We start from the raw sequence: 16,832 nt of genomic DNA, 5'->3' as shown, positions 1-16,832 counted from the left end.
TGTGGTCACTTTCTCCTATTTTAATTCGATAAGCACAGGATAAGCATGCTCGATCCCAATCTGCTGCGTAATGAGCCAGACGCAGTCGCAGAAAAACTGGCAAGCCGGGGCTTTAAGCTGGATGTAGATAAGCTGCGTGCTCTTGAAGAGCGTCGTAAAGTTCTGCAGGTACAAACTGAAAACCTGCAGGCAGAGCGTAACTCTCGATCGAAATCCATCGGCCAGGCAAAAGCGCGCGGGGAAGATATCGAGTCTTTACGTCTGGAAGTGAACAAACTGGGCGAAGAGCTGGATGCCGCGAAAGCTGAACTTGATACCTTACAGGCCGAGATCCGCGACATTGCGCTGACCATTCCTAACCTGCCAGCGGACGACGTTCCGGTGGGTAAAGATGAAAATGACAACGTTGAAGTCAGCCGTTGGGGTACTCCGCGTGAGTTTGATTTCGAAGTGCGCGATCACGTTACCTTGGGTGAAATGCACACGGGTCTTGATTTTGCCGCTGCGGTTAAGCTGACCGGCTCTCGTTTCGTCGTGATGAAAGGGCAGATCGCGCGCATGCACCGTGCGCTGTCTCAGTTCATGCTGGATCTGCATACCGAGCAGCATGGTTACAGCGAAAACTACGTTCCGTATCTGGTTAACCATGACACGTTGTACGGAACAGGGCAACTGCCGAAATTTGCTGGCGATCTGTTCCACACCCGTCCGCTGGATGAAGAAGCTGACAGCAGCAACTATGCGCTGATCCCAACGGCAGAAGTTCCGCTGACCAACCTGGTTCGCGACGAAATCATTGACGAAGATGCGCTGCCGATCAAAATGACCGCGCATACGCCGTGCTTCCGTTCTGAAGCAGGTTCTTACGGTCGTGATACCCGTGGTCTGATCCGTATGCACCAGTTCGATAAAGTTGAAATGGTGCAGATCGTTCGCCCGGAAGACTCTATGGACGCGCTGGAAGAGATGACCGGCCATGCCGAGAAGGTTCTTCAGCTGCTGGGCCTGCCGTACCGTAAGATCATCCTGTGCACAGGCGACATGGGCTTCGGCGCATGCAAAACGTACGATCTGGAAGTGTGGATCCCGGCGCAGAACACCTATCGCGAAATCTCCTCTTGCTCCAACGTGTGGGATTTCCAGGCTCGCCGTATGCAGGCGCGTTGCCGCAGCAAATCCGACAAAAAGACCCGTTTAGTACATACGCTGAACGGTTCCGGTCTGGCGGTTGGACGTACGCTGGTTGCGGTGATGGAAAACTATCAGCAGGCTGATGGCCGTATTCAGGTTCCAGAAGTGTTACGCCCGTACATGAATGGCCTGGAATTTATCGGCTAAGCTACCTTTCTTTGCTAAAAAAGCGCCTTAGGGCGCTTTTTTTATGCCCGTTTGACGTCGGACAATAACGCCTACCTCCATAGGAGTAATACTGCCTTCGAATGAAAGTCAGTATTTATCTCTGTCTTTTCGCAAATTCGGTATCTACCAGTCTGTATATCGACATATACGCTATATAAAAATCTACATAACGAGTATTTCTCTTTTGTTTATTGTGAGCAGCAGAGTGAGCCACTATGAAAACTAAGATCCCCGATGCCATGCTGGCAGCTGAGGTTAGTCGCCGAGGTTTGGTGAAAACGACGGCGATAGGCGGACTGGCGGCGGCCAGTAGCGCGTTTACCCTGCCATTTACCCGTATTGCAAATGCTGCAGAAGCCCTTAATCCGACACAGGCCAATGAGAAAGTCATATGGAGCGCGTGTACGGTGAACTGTGGTAGCCGCTGTCCTCTGCGTATGCACGTGGTAGACGGTGAAATAAAGTATGTTGAAACCGACAACACCGGTGATGACAACTATGACGGCTTGCACCAGGTACGCGCCTGTCTGCGTGGTCGCTCCATGCGTCGTCGCGTTTATAATCCCGACCGTCTGAAATACCCGATGAAACGCGTCGGTAAACGTGGTGAAGGGAAATTTGAGCGCATCAGCTGGGATGAAGCCTACGACATCATTGCCAGCAATATGCAGCGTCTTATCAAAGACTACGGCAACGAGTCTATCTACCTGAACTACGGCACAGGTACGCTGGGCGGCACCCTGACACGCTCTTGGCCGCCAGGCAAAACGCTGGTAGCACGTCTGATGAACTGCTGTGGCGGCTACCTGAACCACTACGGTGACTACTCTTCAGCGCAAATCGCTGCCGGGTTGAACTACACCTACGGCGGCTGGGCAGACGGTAACAGCCCGTCCGACATTGAAAACAGCAAGCTGGTGGTTCTGTTCGGGAATAACCCAGGTGAAACCCGTATGAGCGGGGGTGGGGTAACCTATTACCTTGAACAGGCGCGACAGAAATCCAATGCCCGCATGATCATTATCGATCCTCGCTACACGGATACCGGCGCGGGTCGTGAAGATGAGTGGATCCCGATCCGCCCAGGTACCGATGCGGCATTGGTGAATGGTCTGGCGTATGTGCTGATCACCGAAAACATGGTTGATCAACCGTTCCTTGATAAATACTGCGTGGGTTACGACGAGAAAACCTTACCGGCCGACGCACCGAAAAACGGTCACTATAAGGCGTATATTCTTGGGCAGGGCAAAGACGGTATCGCCAAGACCCCGGAATGGGCAGCGCAAATTACCGGTATTCCTGCTGATCGAATCGTCAAACTGGCCCGTGAAATCGGTAGCGCTAAACCGGCATATATCAGTCAGGGGTGGGGACCGCAGCGCCATGCTAACGGTGAAATAGCGACCCGTGCCATTTCTATGCTGGCAATCCTTACCGGTAACGTTGGGATTAACGGCGGCAACAGTGGGGCGCGTGAGGGCTCATACAGTTTGCCGTTTGAACGTATGCCTACGCTGGAAAACCCAGTCGAAACCAGCATCTCTATGTTTATGTGGACGGACGCCATTGAGCGAGGTCCGGAGATGACGGCGCTGCGTGACGGTGTTCGTGGTAAAGATAAACTCGATGTTCCGATTAAGATGATCTGGAACTATGCCGGTAACTGTCTGATTAACCAGCACTCTGATATCAACCGCACACATGAAATCCTACAGGATGATAAGAAGTGCGAGATGATCGTTGTCATCGACTGTCATATGACCTCCTCGGCGAAATACGCGGATATTTTGCTGCCGGACTGCACCGCTTCGGAGCAGATGGACTTCGCACTGGATGCCTCCTGCGGAAATATGTCGTATGTGATTTTCACCGATCAGGCGATCAAACCACGCTTCGAATGCAAGACTATCTACCAGATGACCAGTGAGCTGGCGAAACGCCTTGGTGTTGAGCAGCAGTTTACAGAAGGTCGTACTCAGGAAGAGTGGATGCGTCATCTGTACGAGCAGTCGCGAAAAGCCATTCCTGAACTGCCAACGTTTGAAGAATTCCGCAAGCAGGGGATCTTTAAACAGCGCGACCCACAGGGACATCACGTGGCCTACAAGGCGTTCCGTGAGGATCCTAACGCCAATCCGCTGACCACGCCGTCAGGTAAGATCGAAATTTATTCGCAGCAGCTTGCCGAGATCGCGTCAACCTGGGAACTGCCGGAAGGTGATGTGATTGATCCACTGCCGATTTATACCCCAGGCTTTGAGAGCTTAGACGATCCGCTGGTGGAGAAATTCCCTCTGCAGTTGACCGGCTTCCACTATAAGTCTCGCGTCCACTCGACCTATGGCAACGTGGATGTTCTGAAAGCATCCTGCCGTCAGGAAATGTGGATCAACCCGATGGATGCACAGCGACGCGGCATTAACAACGGCGACAAGGTGCGCATCTTTAACGATCGTGGTGAAGTGCACATCGAGGCGAAAGTAACGCCGCGTATGATGCCTGGCGTGGTGGCATTGGGCGAAGGGGCGTGGTATGACCCGGACGCAAAACGCGTGGACCAGGGCGGTTGTATTAACGTCCTGACGACCCAGCGTCCGTCTCCTCTCGCGAAGGGGAACCCATCACACACGAACCTTGTTCAGGTTGAAAAGGTGTAAGGAGTAACCGATGACAACCCAGTATGGATTTTTTATTGATTCCAGCCGTTGCACCGGTTGCAAAACCTGCGAACTGGCGTGCAAAGATTTCAAAAATTTAACCCCTGAAGTCAGCTTTCGCCGCATTTATGAGTACGCGGGCGGTGACTGGCAGGAAGACAACGGCGTCTGGCATCAGAACGTCTTTGCCTATTACCTCTCCATTGCGTGTAACCACTGTGAAGACCCGGCCTGTACCAAAGTGTGTCCGAGCGGTGCGATGCACAAACGTGAAGATGGCTTTGTCGTTGTCGATGAAGATGTGTGCATCGGCTGTCGCTATTGCCACATGGCCTGTCCTTACGGCGCACCACAGTATAATGCTGACAAAGGACATATGACCAAATGCGATGGTTGCCATGAGCGCGTCGCTGAAGGTAAGAAACCTATTTGCGTCGAGTCCTGTCCACTGCGTGCGCTGGATTTTGGCCCAATTGATGAACTGCGCAAAAAACACGGTACTTTGGCTGCGGTTGCGCCATTGCCGGGCGCGCACTTTACCAAACCGAGCATTGTTATCAAACCTAACGCCAATAGCCGCCCGACCGGCGATACCACAGGTTATCTGGCTAATCCGAAGGAGGTGTAAGATGGGAAGTGGATGGCATGAATGGCCGCTGATGATCTTCACGGTCTTCGGGCAGTGTGTGGTTGGCGGTTTTATCGTTCTGGCGCTGGCGTTGATGAAAGGGGGCTTACGCCCAGAATCGCAGCAACGCGTAATTACCTGCATGTTTGGGCTGTGGGTATTAATGGGCATTGGATTTATTGCTTCCATGCTCCATTTGGGCTCACCGATGCGCGCCTTTAACTCACTCAATCGCGTTGGGTCATCTGCGTTGAGTAACGAAATTGCCAGCGGCTCACTCTTCTTTGCCGTTGGCGGTATCGGCTGGCTGCTGGCTATGTTGAAGAAAATGTCGCCCGCATTACGCAATCTGTGGTTAGTTGTCACCATGGTGCTGGGTGTGGTTTTTGTCTGGATGATGGTGCGCGTGTATAACACCATCGATACCGTACCGACCTGGTACAGCGTCTGGACACCGCTGGGCTTCTTCCTGACGATGTTTATGGGCGGTCCGCTGCTGGGATATCTGTTACTGAGAATTGCTGGCGTGGATGGTTGGGCGATGCGTCTGCTGCCGGCTATATCAGTGCTTGCTCTGGTCGTGAGCGCCATCATGTCGGTAATGCAGGGGACTGAACTGGCGACAATCCACAGTTCGATTCAACAGGCCTCTGCGCTGGTTCCGGATTACGGTTCGCTGATGGCGTGGCGGATTGTGGCACTGGCCTTAGCGCTATGCTGCTGGATAGTACCGCAAGTGAAGGGTTACCAGCCTGCCGTTCCGTTGCTTTCTGTCGCGTTTATTCTGCTGTTAGTCGGCGAGCTGATTGGTCGTGGCGTGTTCTACGGGCTGCATATGACCGTCGGTATGGCGGTGGCGAGTTAATCCATAATATGCCGGATGGCGGCTCGTGCTTTATCAAGCCTACAATATCCGTAGGCCTCAAAGCTGCGCGCTATCCGGCTACATGTCAGGCTAGGGTTTTGCCCCAGTCTTTACTTCTGCTTAGTTAACGTGTCATAGCTGGTCATCAGATTGCGATAATCCGGAATGTGATTAGAGAACAACGTCGCCAGACCTTCGATATCGTTGCGCCAGTCGCGGTGCAGTTCGCATGCTACTCCGAACCATGTCATCAATTGAGCGCCTGCTTGAGACATCCGATCCCATGCTGAATGGCGGGTAATTTCATTAAACGTGCCTGAAGCATCGGTGACAACAAAGACGTCAAAACCTTCTTCAATAGCCGAGAGCGCTGGGAAAGCGACGCAAACTTCCGTCACGACACCAGCGATAATCAGCTGCTTTTTGCCGGTCGCTTTTACTGCTTTCACGAAATCTTCGTTATCCCATGCGTTAATGTTTCCTGGGCGAGCAATGTAGGGCGCATCGGGAAATTGAGCTTTCAGTTCCGGTACCAGCGGTCCGTTTGGTCCTGTCTCAAAACTGGTTGTCAGAATGGTTGGGAGGTTGAAGTATTTTGCTAAGTCACCGAGCGCAAGCACGTTGTTTTTAAATTTATCGGGATCGATATCCCGAACCAGAGAGAGCAGGCCAGCCTGATGGTCGACCAGCAGTACTGCCGCATTGTCTTTATCAAGTCTTACGTAAGGTTTAGTCATGGTATTTCTCCTGTTCAGTATCAGTGGGGGAAATTTGATGAGTTTAAGTCTACGAAAAGAACGATATTTGGATTAGATAGATAAATAGGAACTCACTGTTCTATTTTGAAGACAATGCAGCTCAGCATCCCGCATAGAGTTTAGTAAGAAATAAAAGTAAGGGGAGTCCATGAAATTTTTCGACTGAACGTAACGCGAGATTTTTGTTTTAGATCAATAAAAACAAGCAGATGTGTTTTTGTATTTTTTATCTATTCACATTAAGAATCAGTAATGCAAATCGAACGACCAGAAAGCGCCTCAGCCCTCTGATTCCGCCGATTGACAATGTTTTTAGCAGTGGCATGATGCGCATGAAATTTGAACTTCCTCACGGTTTTTATTCATGTCCACCTATACCCGTCCCGTCATGCTATTGCTGTGCGGGCTACTTCTGTTGACCCTGGCGATCGCCGTGTTAAACACGCTCGTCCCGCTTTGGCTCGCCCATGAAAATCTGCCCACCTGGCAGGTAGGCGTGGTGAGCTCGTCTTACTTTACCGGTAATCTGGTAGGGACGTTGCTGACAGGTTATTTAATAAAACACCTTGGTTTTAATCGCAGCTATTACATCGCCTCGCTTATTTTCGCCGCGGGCTGTGTCGGGCTGGGGATTATGGTGGGATTCTGGAGCTGGATGATATGGCGTTTTGTCGCCGGTGTTGGCTGCGCCATGATCTGGGTGGTCGTGGAAAGCGCGCTGATGTGCAGCGGGACGTCCCGTAATCGCGGACGGTTACTTGCCGCCTATATGATGATCTATTATGTGGGAACGTTTTTAGGCCAACTGCTGGTTAGTAAAGTATCAACAGAATTGATGAACGTCCTGCCGTGGGTGACGGGTACTATCCTGGCGGGTGTTTTGCCACTGCTCTTTACGCGCATTGCTAATCAGCAGGGCGATGAACAGCAGTCTACGCCTATTGTCTCCATGCTGAGGTTGCGTCAGGCGCGCTTGGGCGTTAATGGCTGCATTATTTCCGGGATCGTGCTGGGGTCTTTGTATGGCCTGATGCCGCTGTATCTCAACCATCAGGGGGTGAGCAACGCCAGCATTGGTTTCTGGATGGCGGTCCTGGTAAGTGCCGGTATTCTGGGTCAATGGCCGATTGGCCGTCTGGCGGACAAGCTGGGACGTCTGCTGGTTTTACGCGTCCAGGTCTTCGTGGTGATCGTCGGGAGTATCGCCATGCTGAACCAGGCGGCGATGGCGCCCGCGTTGTTTATGTTGGGTGCGGCAGGCTTTACCCTCTACCCGGTCGCGATGGCCTGGGCCTGTGAAAAGGTGGAACATCATCAGCTGGTCGCCATGAATCAGGCATTGTTATTGAGCTATACCGTGGGCAGCCTGCTGGGACCTTCATTTACTGCGATGCTGATGCAGAATTATTCAGATAGCTTGCTGTTTATCATGATCGCCAGCGTATCGTTTATTTATTTACTGATGCTGTTGCGTAAGACGGGCCATACGCCTAATTCTATTGCGCACATTTGACCTGATTTAACAGAATATGAACAGGTTCCCATACATACTGTTTATGTATGCTTTATGGGAACCTGCATTATTTAATTGCACACGTCTGTCCTGAAAATAAAGTGTGCAGAAGGTTATAGTTTTACATCCTGCCGTTTCCGCTCGCTCATTTTACCGCGCATAATCCCACGCCTCATATATTGATAATCAAAAAGCTTCCACAAAGGATTGCGTATGGCTGGTGTGCAGGAAAAACAATTGCGATGGTACAACATTGCATTGATGTCATTTATTACCGTCTGGGGTTTTGGTAACGTCGTCAACAACTATGCTAATCAGGGATTGGTTGTTGTCTCCTCCTGGATATTTATTTTCGCGCTCTATTTTATTCCTTATGCGTTGATCGTCGGGCAGCTTGGCTCAACCTTTAAAGAGGGTAAAGGCGGCGTCAGTACCTGGATTAAACATACCATGGGGCCAGGGTTGGCCTATCTTGCTGCCTGGACCTATTGGGTTGTGCATATACCTTATCTGGCGCAAAAACCGCAGGCTATTCTGATTGCGCTGGGATGGGCGCTGAAGGGCGATGGTTCGTTGATTAAAGAGTACACCGTCGTGGCGTTGCAGGGACTGACGCTGGCGCTGTTTGTCTTTTTCATGTGGGTTGCGTCCCGTGGCATGAAGTCACTGAAAATTGTTGGGTCAGTTGCTGGCATCGCGATGTTTGTGATGTCCATTTTGTATGTCGTGATGGCGGTAACCGCGCCTGCAATTACGGATGTGCAAATAGCGACAACCAATATCACCTGGGAATCGTTTATCCCGCACATCGATTTTACCTACATTACTACGATCTCCATGCTGGTCTTTGCCGTGGGCGGTGCGGAGAAAATTTCGCCATACGTTAATCAGACACGTAATCCGGGCAAAGAATTTCCAAAAGGGATGCTCGTTCTGGCTGTTATGGTAGCGGTATGCGCGATTCTCGGGTCGCTGGCTATGGGAATGATGTTTGACTCCCGGCATATTCCAGATGACCTGATGACGAATGGTCAATATTACGCCTTCCAGAAATTGGGTGAGTATTATGGTATGGGTAATTCGCTGATGGTTATTTACGCGATTGCCAATACGCTGGGACAGATTGCGGCATTGGTATTTTCTATTGATGCACCGCTTAAAGTTCTTCTGGGTGATGCTGATCGTAAATATATTCCCGAGAGCCTGTGTAAAACCAACGCTTCCGGTACGCCAGTCAATGGTTATATTCTGACGCTGGTGCTGGTAGCGATTCTGATTATGTTGCCAACACTGGGAATTGGCGACATGAACAACCTGTATAAATGGCTATTGAATCTTAACTCTGTCGTGATGCCATTGCGTTATTTATGGGTATTTGTGGCGTTCATTGCCGTTATTCGCCTGGCGCAAAAATATAAATCGGAATATGTCTTTATTCGCAACCGCTCGCTTGCGATGACCGTGGGGATCTGGTGCTTTGCCTTTACCGCATTTGCCTGTCTGACCGGGATCTTCCCGAAAATGGAAGCCTTTACCCCTGAGTGGACATTCCAGCTCACGCTGAATATCGTGACGCCATTTGTGCTGGTTGGACTGGGATTGATTTTCCCGCTACTGGCGAGAAGAGGGCGCTAAAGACGAGGGCAGGAGATAGCGTCGCTTTCTCCTGTTAACCGCGCCTTCGACTCAAATATTGTCGCTTATATAGCAAAACGGCTGCCGTTCAGGGCAGCCGTTTCGTGGTGGCTAAAACTCAATACATCACTTTATGTCCATATTGCTCGAGAATGCCCTTCACGCGCTCCATGGTCTCTTTCTTCGGTGGTTTGACGCCATCCAGTTTGTACTCTTCGCCCATTGCCACCCATTTGTGTTTGCCCAGCTCGTGGTAAGGCAGCAGCTCGATTTTTTCAACGTTACCCATATCGCGGGTAAATTCGCCGAGGCGGTGTGCGGAGTCATCGTCATCAGACCAGCCAGGTACGACAACATAGCGGATCCACACTTTGATGTCTTTGTTTGACAGGTAACGCGCGAACTCCAGCGTGCGATGGTTAGATACGCCGACCAGATTCTGATGGATTTCATCGTTCATCTGTTTGAGATCGAGCATGACCAGGTCGGTGACTTCCAGCAACTCATCGATCACCGGATCGTAGCGGCGAACAAAACCGTTGGTATCCAGACAGGTATGAATACCTTCTTTTTTACAAGCGCGGAACCAGTCACGTACGAATTCAGCTTGCAGGATAGCTTCGCCGCCAGACGCCGTCACGCCGCCGCCGGATGCGTTCATAAAGTGGCGATAGGTCACCACCTCTTTCATTAATTCGTCGACGGTGACTTCTTTACCGCCGTGTGTATCCCACGTGTCACGGTTATGGCAATACAGGCAGCGCATCAGGCAGCCCTGAAAGAAGGTAATAAAGCGGATGCCCGGGCCATCAACAGTGCCACAGGATTCAAAGGAGTGAATGCGACCAATAACTGACATTGCGGTGTTTCTCCAGGTGTGGCCCATCCGGGGCCAGTGTTAGTGCACAGTTATTAACTGTGTCGAGTCTGTTTTGGCTGCTATCCATACTTTTCGTCTTTCAAGCTGCATCTTTGTTAGCTTCCTTCGCTCACCCCAGTCACCTACTTCTGTACGCTCCAGGGGATTCACTCCGTTGCCGCCTCAATGCACCTCGAAATCCATCGAGTATATAAGTATAGATAGCTGACAAAGCAGGCTATTAAAAAGGCCCCACTTACGTGGAGCCTTTATTGTACGCTTTTTAAAGTACGATTTCAGTCAAAACCAATTACATGGTCTGAGTGAAGGTACGAGTAATAACGTCCTGCTGCTGTTCTTTAGTCAGGGAGTTAAAACGTACTGCGTAGCCAGAAACACGGATGGTCAGCTGCGGATATTTTTCCGGATGTTCCATCGCATCCAGCAGCATTTCGCGGTTCATGACGTTCACGTTCAGGTGCTGACCACCTTCGATGGACGCTTCGTGATGGAAGTAACCATCCATCAGACCAGCCAGGTTGGTCTTACGAACTTCGTCGTCTTTACCCAGAGCGTTCGGAACGATAGAGAAGGTGTAAGAAATACCATCTTTAGCGTAAGCAAACGGCAGTTTAGCAACGGAGGTCAGAGAGGCAACAGCACCTTTCTGGTCACGACCGTGCATTGGGTTAGCACCCGGTCCGAACGGCGCGCCAGCACGACGACCATCTGGGGTATTACCAGTTTTCTTACCATAAACCACGTTAGAGGTGATGGTCAGAACAGACTGAGTCGGGATAGCGTTACGATAAGTAGTCAGTTTCTGAATTTTCTTCATGAAACGTTCTACCAGGTCAACCGCCATGTCATCAACGCGAGAGTCGTTGTTACCAAACTGCGGGTATTCGCCTTCGATTTCGAAGTCGATAGCCAGACCGTCTTCGTCACGAATCGGTTTAACTTTCGCATATTTGATTGCAGACAGGGAGTCAGCAGCAACGGACAGACCAGCGATACCACACGCCATGGTGCGGATAACGTCACGGTCGTGCAGCGCCATCAGAGAGGCTTCGTAGCTGTACTTGTCGTGCATGTAGTGGATAACGTTCAGCGCGGTGACGTACTGTTTAGCCAGCCAATCCATGAAGTGATCCATGCGGTCCATAACTTCGTCGAAGTTCAGAACGTCGCCTTTGATCGGTTCAGATTTAGGACCAACCTGCATTTTCAGTTTTTCATCAACGCCACCGTTGATTGCGTACAGCATGGTTTTCGCCAGGTTTGCACGCGCACCGAAGAACTGCATTTGTTTACCAACAACCATCGGGCTTACGCAGCAAGCGATAGCGTAGTCGTCGTTGTTGAAGTCCGGACGCATCAGGTCATCGTTCTCGTACTGCAGAGAAGAGGTGTCGATGGACACTTTAGCGGCGAATTTCTTGAAGTTCAGAGGCAGTTTTTCAGACCACAGAACAGTGATGTTCGGCTCCGGAGAAGGACCCATGGTGTACAGGGTGTTCAGGAAGCGGAAGCTGTTTTTGGTAACCAGAGTACGGCCATCAACGCCCATACCACCGATTGATTCAGTTGCCCAAATCGGGTCACCGGAGAACAGTTCATCATATTCAGGAGTACGCAGGAAGCGAACCATACGCAGTTTCATGACCAGGTGGTCGATCATTTCCTGTGCGTCTTGCTCGGTGATTTTGCCTGCTTTCAGGTCACGTTCGATGTAAGCATCCAGGAAGGTGGATACGCGACCGAAGGACATTGCTGCACCGTTCTGAGATTTAACTGCGGCCAGGTAGCCGAAGTAAGTCCACTGGATAGCTTCCTGAGCGTTGGTAGCCGGACCAGAGATATCGCAGCCATATTTAGCAGCCATTTCTTTGATCTGACCCAGAGCGCGGTGCTGTTCAGCGATTTCTTCACGCAGACGGATAGTTGCTTCCAGGTTTACGCCGTTTTCCAGATCGGACTGCAGAGAGACGAACTGAGCGTATTTGTCTTTCATCAGGTAGTCGATACCGTACAGCGCAACGCGACGGTAGTCACCGATGATACGGCCACGGCCATACGCATCTGGCAGACCAGTCAGAACACCGGATTTACGGCAGTTCAGAATGTCTTTTGTGTAAACATCGAATACGCCCTGGTTGTGGGTTTTGCGGTATTCGGTGAAGATTTTTTTCAGCATCGGGTCCAGTTCGCGATTGTACGCTTTGCAGGAACCTTCAACCATTTTGATGCCGCCAAACGGAATGATCGCACGTTTCAGCGGAGCTTCAGTCTGCAGACCAACAATCTTCTCGAGCGCTTTGTTGATGTAGCCAGCGTCGTGAGAAGTGATGGTAGAAGCAACGGAGGTGTCAAAGTCAACAGGCGCGTGAGTGCGGTTTTCCTGTTTAACGCCTTCCATCACGCTGTCCCACAGTGCAGTGGTCGCATCAGTTGCGCCAGCCAGGAAGGACTCGTCACCCTCATACGGAGTGTAGTTTTTCTGAATGAAGTCACGTACGTTTACTTCATTCTGCCAATCACCTTTGGTAAAACCTTCCCAGGCTGTGGCTAACTTTTCATTAAGCTCGGACATGTAACACCTACCTTCTTAAGTGGATTTTTTATTTACTGCGTGTAATGGGCATCAACAGATTAATGATGATCGTTACCACGCAGATAAATGACCCAGTATGTCAACCCGACCAACAAACCGCCGCCGATAATGTTACCGATCGTAACCGGAATCAGGTTATCGGTGATGAAATTCATCACGGTCAGGTGAGAAAAATTCTCCGGAGAAGACCCAACTGCGGTCCAGAATTCCGGGGTGGCGAAATCGCGTATTACAATACCCATAGGGATCATAAACATGTTTGCGATACTGTGCTCAAAACCGCTGGCAACAAACATTGCGACCGGTAATACCATGATAAACGCTTTGTCCATCAGGCTGCGGCCTGAGTAGCTCATCCATACGGCCAGACACACCATCAGGTTAGCCAGGATACCAAGGCTCACTGCCTCAACAAAAGTATGGTGCACTTTGTGGTCGGCTGTTTGCAGAACGTTGAGCCCCCATGCGCCGTTGGCGGTCATATACTCGCCAGAAAGCCACATGAGTAACACAAAGATCAGGGCGCCAATCAGGTTGCCGACATAAACGTTAAGCCAGTTTTTCGCTAACTGACCCCAGGTAATACGACCACTGGCTTTAGCAACGACGATCAGTACGGTTGAAGTGAAGAGGTCTGCACCGCAGACAACACAAAGGATCAGCCCCAGGGAAAAGCAGATACCACCTACTAATTTCGCCATGCCGAAAGGCATAGTACCAGTGCCGGTTGTGGCGGTGATATAGAAAACAAAGGCAATTGAAATGAATACACCGGCAGTAATTGCCAGATAGAACGTCTTAAGCGGATGTTTCGTTGCTTTATAGACGCCTGCTTCTTCGGCAACTTTGGCCATTGCAGCAGGTAGAATAAGATCAAAAGGGTTGTCAGCTTTCACACTAACTCTCTCTTTATTAAGTCGGCGACGAGATACTAACAAAGCATTATAGATGAGAATTTGATATAGATCATATCTCGCCTGGCTTATAGGCCCGTAAGACGCATGGTTTTTATGCGATTACGGTGTAACATGTTGATTATCCATATAAAAATAAATTTTAAAAATTATAAAGTGAGTTGAATTTTTTCTTTCAGCCTCCTATGGGACGGTTAATTAAAATGGAGTAATTGAGATAAAAAACCACATTAATAAGCTAAATTTTTTAATATCAACTACTAATATTTAACCTTGCCTTTACATTTATTTTTTGGTTTGACCAAAATAAAAAACGGGGCGCTTTAAGCGCCCCGTAATATAGCTCAGACAATACATTTAGCCTACTCGAGGCAGGTTGTTTGTCACTATTTTGACCAGTGTGCCGCTTTCGCGCGTTGCAATTTCTCATAGGCTTTCAGCAGAGACTGATGTGCCGGGAATGCGTGCAGATCGCTGTCTACTGGCTGAAGTCCATAAAACGGCGCTTCACCACTCAGTGCCGCACTTGCCGCTTCAACCGCCTCAGCGCCGTACATGCGGACGAATGCGTTCAGATACTGCAGCGGCTGACGGTCTTCTTCCTGAGACAGCAGCAACAATGTTTGCAGGCAGCGATAGTAGTTTGCACGTTCCGCGCTAAAGACGGAGGCGTTAAATTCCATCGTCCATTCGGTCCACACCAGGGCTTGCTCCAGATCGCCACCGGCCAGCGCCAGCATCACTTTAAGCTCGCCAATACGCAGGGTGTACCAACCGTTATCCGCACCGGTCGCCAGACCGAGCAGCTCGCGCACGCGGGTGAAGTCGTCAAAACCTTCTTCATCCAACTGTTCAATCAGATTGAGGTAGTCTTCTTTATCCCACTCACTGCCTGGCAGCGAGAGAATGGTGTCACGCAGATGGGTGCCCATAGCGTTGTTGGCTAACCACAGATCTTCTGCCGGATAGATGTCAGACATTCCCGGAACAATAATGCGGCACGCGTAAACGCCCAGGTGCTCATAGTCAGCGATATACACTTCTTTATCTTCAGCATTGAAGATGGCCATCAGGGTGGCGAACTCTTCTTCCGTGGTGCCAGAGAAATTCCAGTCAACGAACGGATAGTCGGCATCCTGCTTGAACAGATCCCAGGAGATCAGACCGCTGGAATCGATGAAGTGAGTTTCAAGGTTGGTATGTTCTGCCACTTCCTCATCGTCGAAGGTCGGTGGGGTGAAGACATCAAGATCCTTCAGACTACGGCCCTGCAGCAGTTCAGTCACGGTACGCTCCAGCGCAACGCCGAAATCCGGGTGTGCGCCGAAGGAGGCAAAGCAGGTACCGTTGGCCGGGTTGAACAGGACAACGCAAATCACCGGATACTTGCCGCCCAGCGAGCCATCGTAGGCAAAAATTGGGAAACCTTCCGCTTCCAGTGTGGCGATGGACTCCACCACTGCCGGATAGCGCGCCATCACCTCGGCCGGGATTTCCGGCAGGCTGATGCTTTCGGCGATAATACGGTTCTTCACATGGCGCTCAAAGACTTCAGACAGGCCCTGAACGCGAGCTTCGTTAGGTGTGTTACCCGCAGACATGCCGTTAGAAACATACAGGTTGCCGATAATATTCATCGGAATGTAGACGGTCTGGTTATCAGATTGGCGGGTAAACGGCAGGCCGCAGACGCCACGTTCTTCATTACCAGACTGTAGATCGATAAGCATGCTGCCGGTCAGTTCGTTATCTGGATCGTAAAACGCACGCAGACGCGCATCCAGTAAACCTTCTGGAACATCGTCTTCTTCAGTCAGCGGGAACCATTTTTCGTTCGGATAATGCACGAACAGGCCATTGGCGATAGTTTCGCCCAGCCAGAAATCTGCAAAGAAGTAGTTAGTCGACAGACGCTCAAAGTATTCACCCAGCGCAGAAGCCAGCGCCGCTTTTTTTGTCGCGCCTTTACCATTGGTGAAGCACAGCGCGCATTCTTTGTCGCGAATATGTACAGACCAGACGTTAGGGACGGGATTCAGCCACGAAGCTTCTTCAATTTGAAAACCGAGGTCGAGCAATTTTTGCTGGAAGCGAGCGATGGAGTCTTCCAGAGCGGCATCTTTGCCGGGGATAAATGTTTGCGTCATGAAAATCACTTTTGTCGTACGGAAAGCGCGCAATGATACGGGTTTTCAATGAACGGCGCTATCGTCGCCGGAGCCCATGCGTAAATAAAAGCATTGGCTATGCTTTCTTACAGCCAATCACGTTTAGAGCATATTAATGAAAGCTTTCGATTTACACCGTATGGCGCTTGATAAGGTGCCCATGGATTTTCTGGGGGAAGTTGCGCTACGCAGCCTTTACACCTTTATATTGGTTTTTCTGTTTTTAAAAATCACCGGACGTCGTGGCGTACGCCAGATGTCGCTTTTTGAAGTCCTTATCATCCTTACGCTGGGTTCCGCCGCGGGAGACGTGGCGTTTTATGACGATGTTCCGATGCTGCCGGTGCTGGTGGTCTTTATTACTCTTGCTGTGCTGTATCGGCTGGTAATGTGGCTAATGGCACATAGTGAAAAAATGGAGGACCTGCTGGAGGGCAAACCCGTCGTGATCATTGAAGACGGCGAGCTGGCATGGTCAAAGCTCAATAGCGCCAATATGACGGAATTTGAATTCTTTATGGAACTGCGTTTGAACGGCGTGGAGCAATTGGGACAAGTGAAACTGGCTATTCTGGAGACGAATGGGCAAATCAGCGTCTACTTCTTTGCTGATGAAGACGTAAAGCCGGGGCTCAGTATTCTGCCTAAACGTTGTACGCAACGATTTAAAGTAATACCTGAAGCAGGGGACTATGCCTGCATACGTTGTAGCGAAGTGGTGCAAATGAGCGCCGGAGATCATCAATTATGTCCGCGCTGTGCAAATCCAGAATGGTCGAAGGCCAGTCGGGCAAAACGGGTTACCTGACAGCAAAAATCTCGGTTTTTACCCGTCAATCCGATAGATTCTGTTGTGTGA

At 50.4% G+C, this 16,832-nt stretch carries 12 protein-coding genes; 7 read left to right on the top strand and 5 right to left on the bottom strand.

Annotated elements, in window-relative coordinates; translation table 11 throughout:
• Positions 1-45 precede the first annotated feature (45 nt).
• From serS to OGY18_RS15145, 4 genes are all read left to right on the top strand, one after another.
• Entirely contained in the window at positions 46-1,338 is a 1,293-nt protein-coding gene (gene serS / locus OGY18_RS15160; RefSeq protein WP_003831902.1) for a serine--tRNA ligase, read from the top strand.
• A gap of 236 nt (positions 1,339-1,574) precedes the next feature.
• Entirely contained in the window at positions 1,575-4,019 is a 2,445-nt protein-coding gene (dmsA, locus tag OGY18_RS15155; RefSeq protein ID WP_286553512.1) for a dimethylsulfoxide reductase subunit A, read from the top strand.
• A gap of 10 nt (positions 4,020-4,029) precedes the next feature.
• Positions 4,030-4,647, top strand: coding sequence for a dimethylsulfoxide reductase iron-sulfur subunit DmsB (gene dmsB / locus OGY18_RS15150; RefSeq protein WP_003831905.1), 618 nt, complete (start codon positions 4,030-4,032; stop codon positions 4,645-4,647).
• 1 nt (position 4,648) lies between these two features.
• A complete protein-coding gene (locus OGY18_RS15145) occupies positions 4,649-5,512 on the top strand; it encodes a dimethyl sulfoxide reductase anchor subunit family protein (RefSeq protein ID WP_003831906.1) in 864 nt (287 codons plus the stop codon).
• 110 nt (positions 5,513-5,622) lie between these two features.
• Here the strand turns inward: OGY18_RS15145 and ycaC are convergent, their stop codons facing one another.
• On the bottom strand, positions 5,623-6,249 hold the full coding sequence (gene ycaC / locus OGY18_RS15140; protein ID WP_003035746.1) for an isochorismate family cysteine hydrolase YcaC: 627 nt from the start codon (positions 6,247-6,249) through the stop codon (positions 5,623-5,625).
• A 385-nt stretch (positions 6,250-6,634) separates the two neighbouring features.
• Here ycaC and OGY18_RS15135 point away from each other — a divergent pair, with 385 nt between their 5' ends.
• The gene (locus OGY18_RS15135) at positions 6,635-7,783 is read left to right on the top strand and encodes an MFS transporter (RefSeq protein ID WP_149384733.1); all 1,149 of its coding nucleotides are present in this window, start codon (positions 6,635-6,637) and stop codon (positions 7,781-7,783) included.
• 213 nt (positions 7,784-7,996) lie between these two features.
• The gene (locus tag OGY18_RS15130; RefSeq protein WP_003035749.1) at positions 7,997-9,418 is read left to right on the top strand and encodes an amino acid permease; all 1,422 of its coding nucleotides are present in this window, start codon (positions 7,997-7,999) and stop codon (positions 9,416-9,418) included.
• Between the two features lie 118 nt (positions 9,419-9,536).
• Here the strand turns inward: OGY18_RS15130 and pflA are convergent, their stop codons facing one another.
• The 4 genes from pflA to ycaO form a co-directional block, all read right to left on the bottom strand.
• Complete coding sequence (gene pflA, locus OGY18_RS15125; protein ID WP_003035751.1) at positions 9,537-10,277, bottom strand: pyruvate formate lyase 1-activating protein; 741 nt, start codon at positions 10,275-10,277, stop codon at positions 9,537-9,539.
• 310 nt (positions 10,278-10,587) lie between these two features.
• Positions 10,588-12,870, bottom strand: a complete 2,283-nt coding sequence (pflB, locus tag OGY18_RS15120) for a formate C-acetyltransferase (RefSeq protein ID WP_003035753.1) — start codon at positions 12,868-12,870, stop codon at positions 10,588-10,590.
• Between the two features lie 59 nt (positions 12,871-12,929).
• Positions 12,930-13,787 carry a formate transporter FocA gene (gene focA / locus OGY18_RS15115; protein ID WP_003831909.1) on the bottom strand — a complete coding sequence of 286 codons (858 nt, stop codon included), beginning with the start codon at positions 13,785-13,787 and terminating at the stop codon, positions 12,930-12,932.
• 404 nt (positions 13,788-14,191) lie between these two features.
• Complete coding sequence (ycaO, locus tag OGY18_RS15110; RefSeq protein WP_286553509.1) at positions 14,192-15,952, bottom strand: 30S ribosomal protein S12 methylthiotransferase accessory factor YcaO; 1,761 nt, start codon at positions 15,950-15,952, stop codon at positions 14,192-14,194.
• Between the two features lie 136 nt (positions 15,953-16,088).
• Here ycaO and OGY18_RS15105 point away from each other — a divergent pair, with 136 nt between their 5' ends.
• Positions 16,089-16,781, top strand: a complete 693-nt coding sequence (locus tag OGY18_RS15105; RefSeq protein WP_003831913.1) for a DUF421 domain-containing protein — start codon at positions 16,089-16,091, stop codon at positions 16,779-16,781.
• Positions 16,782-16,832: the final 51 nt, after the last annotated feature.

Origin of the sequence: Citrobacter sp. Cpo142, assembly GCF_030332425.1 — a bacterium.
Classification (GTDB): Bacteria; Pseudomonadota; Gammaproteobacteria; order Enterobacterales; family Enterobacteriaceae; genus Citrobacter; species Citrobacter portucalensis.
This window is presented reverse-complemented; position numbering and strand designations above follow the sequence as displayed.

What these genes read in the sequence shown, in the direction of transcription:
- ycaC (WP_003035746.1), bottom strand. Translation starts at nt 6,249, where the DNA reads ATGACTAAACCTTACGTAAGACTTGATAAAGACAATGCGGCAGTACTG.
- dmsA (WP_286553512.1), top strand. Translation starts at nt 1,575, where the DNA reads ATGAAAACTAAGATCCCCGATGCCATGCTGGCAGCTGAGGTTAGTCGC.
- ycaO (WP_286553509.1), bottom strand. Translation starts at nt 15,952, where the DNA reads ATGACGCAAACATTTATCCCCGGCAAAGATGCCGCTCTGGAAGACTCC.
- OGY18_RS15130 (WP_003035749.1), top strand. Translation starts at nt 7,997, where the DNA reads ATGGCTGGTGTGCAGGAAAAACAATTGCGATGGTACAACATTGCATTG.
- OGY18_RS15145 (WP_003831906.1), top strand. Translation starts at nt 4,649, where the DNA reads ATGGGAAGTGGATGGCATGAATGGCCGCTGATGATCTTCACGGTCTTC.
- OGY18_RS15105 (WP_003831913.1), top strand. Translation starts at nt 16,089, where the DNA reads ATGAAAGCTTTCGATTTACACCGTATGGCGCTTGATAAGGTGCCCATG.
- OGY18_RS15135 (WP_149384733.1), top strand. Translation starts at nt 6,635, where the DNA reads ATGTCCACCTATACCCGTCCCGTCATGCTATTGCTGTGCGGGCTACTT.
- dmsB (WP_003831905.1), top strand. Translation starts at nt 4,030, where the DNA reads ATGACAACCCAGTATGGATTTTTTATTGATTCCAGCCGTTGCACCGGT.
- serS (WP_003831902.1), top strand. Translation starts at nt 46, where the DNA reads ATGCTCGATCCCAATCTGCTGCGTAATGAGCCAGACGCAGTCGCAGAA.
- pflA (WP_003035751.1), bottom strand. Translation starts at nt 10,277, where the DNA reads ATGTCAGTTATTGGTCGCATTCACTCCTTTGAATCCTGTGGCACTGTT.
- pflB (WP_003035753.1), bottom strand. Translation starts at nt 12,870, where the DNA reads ATGTCCGAGCTTAATGAAAAGTTAGCCACAGCCTGGGAAGGTTTTACC.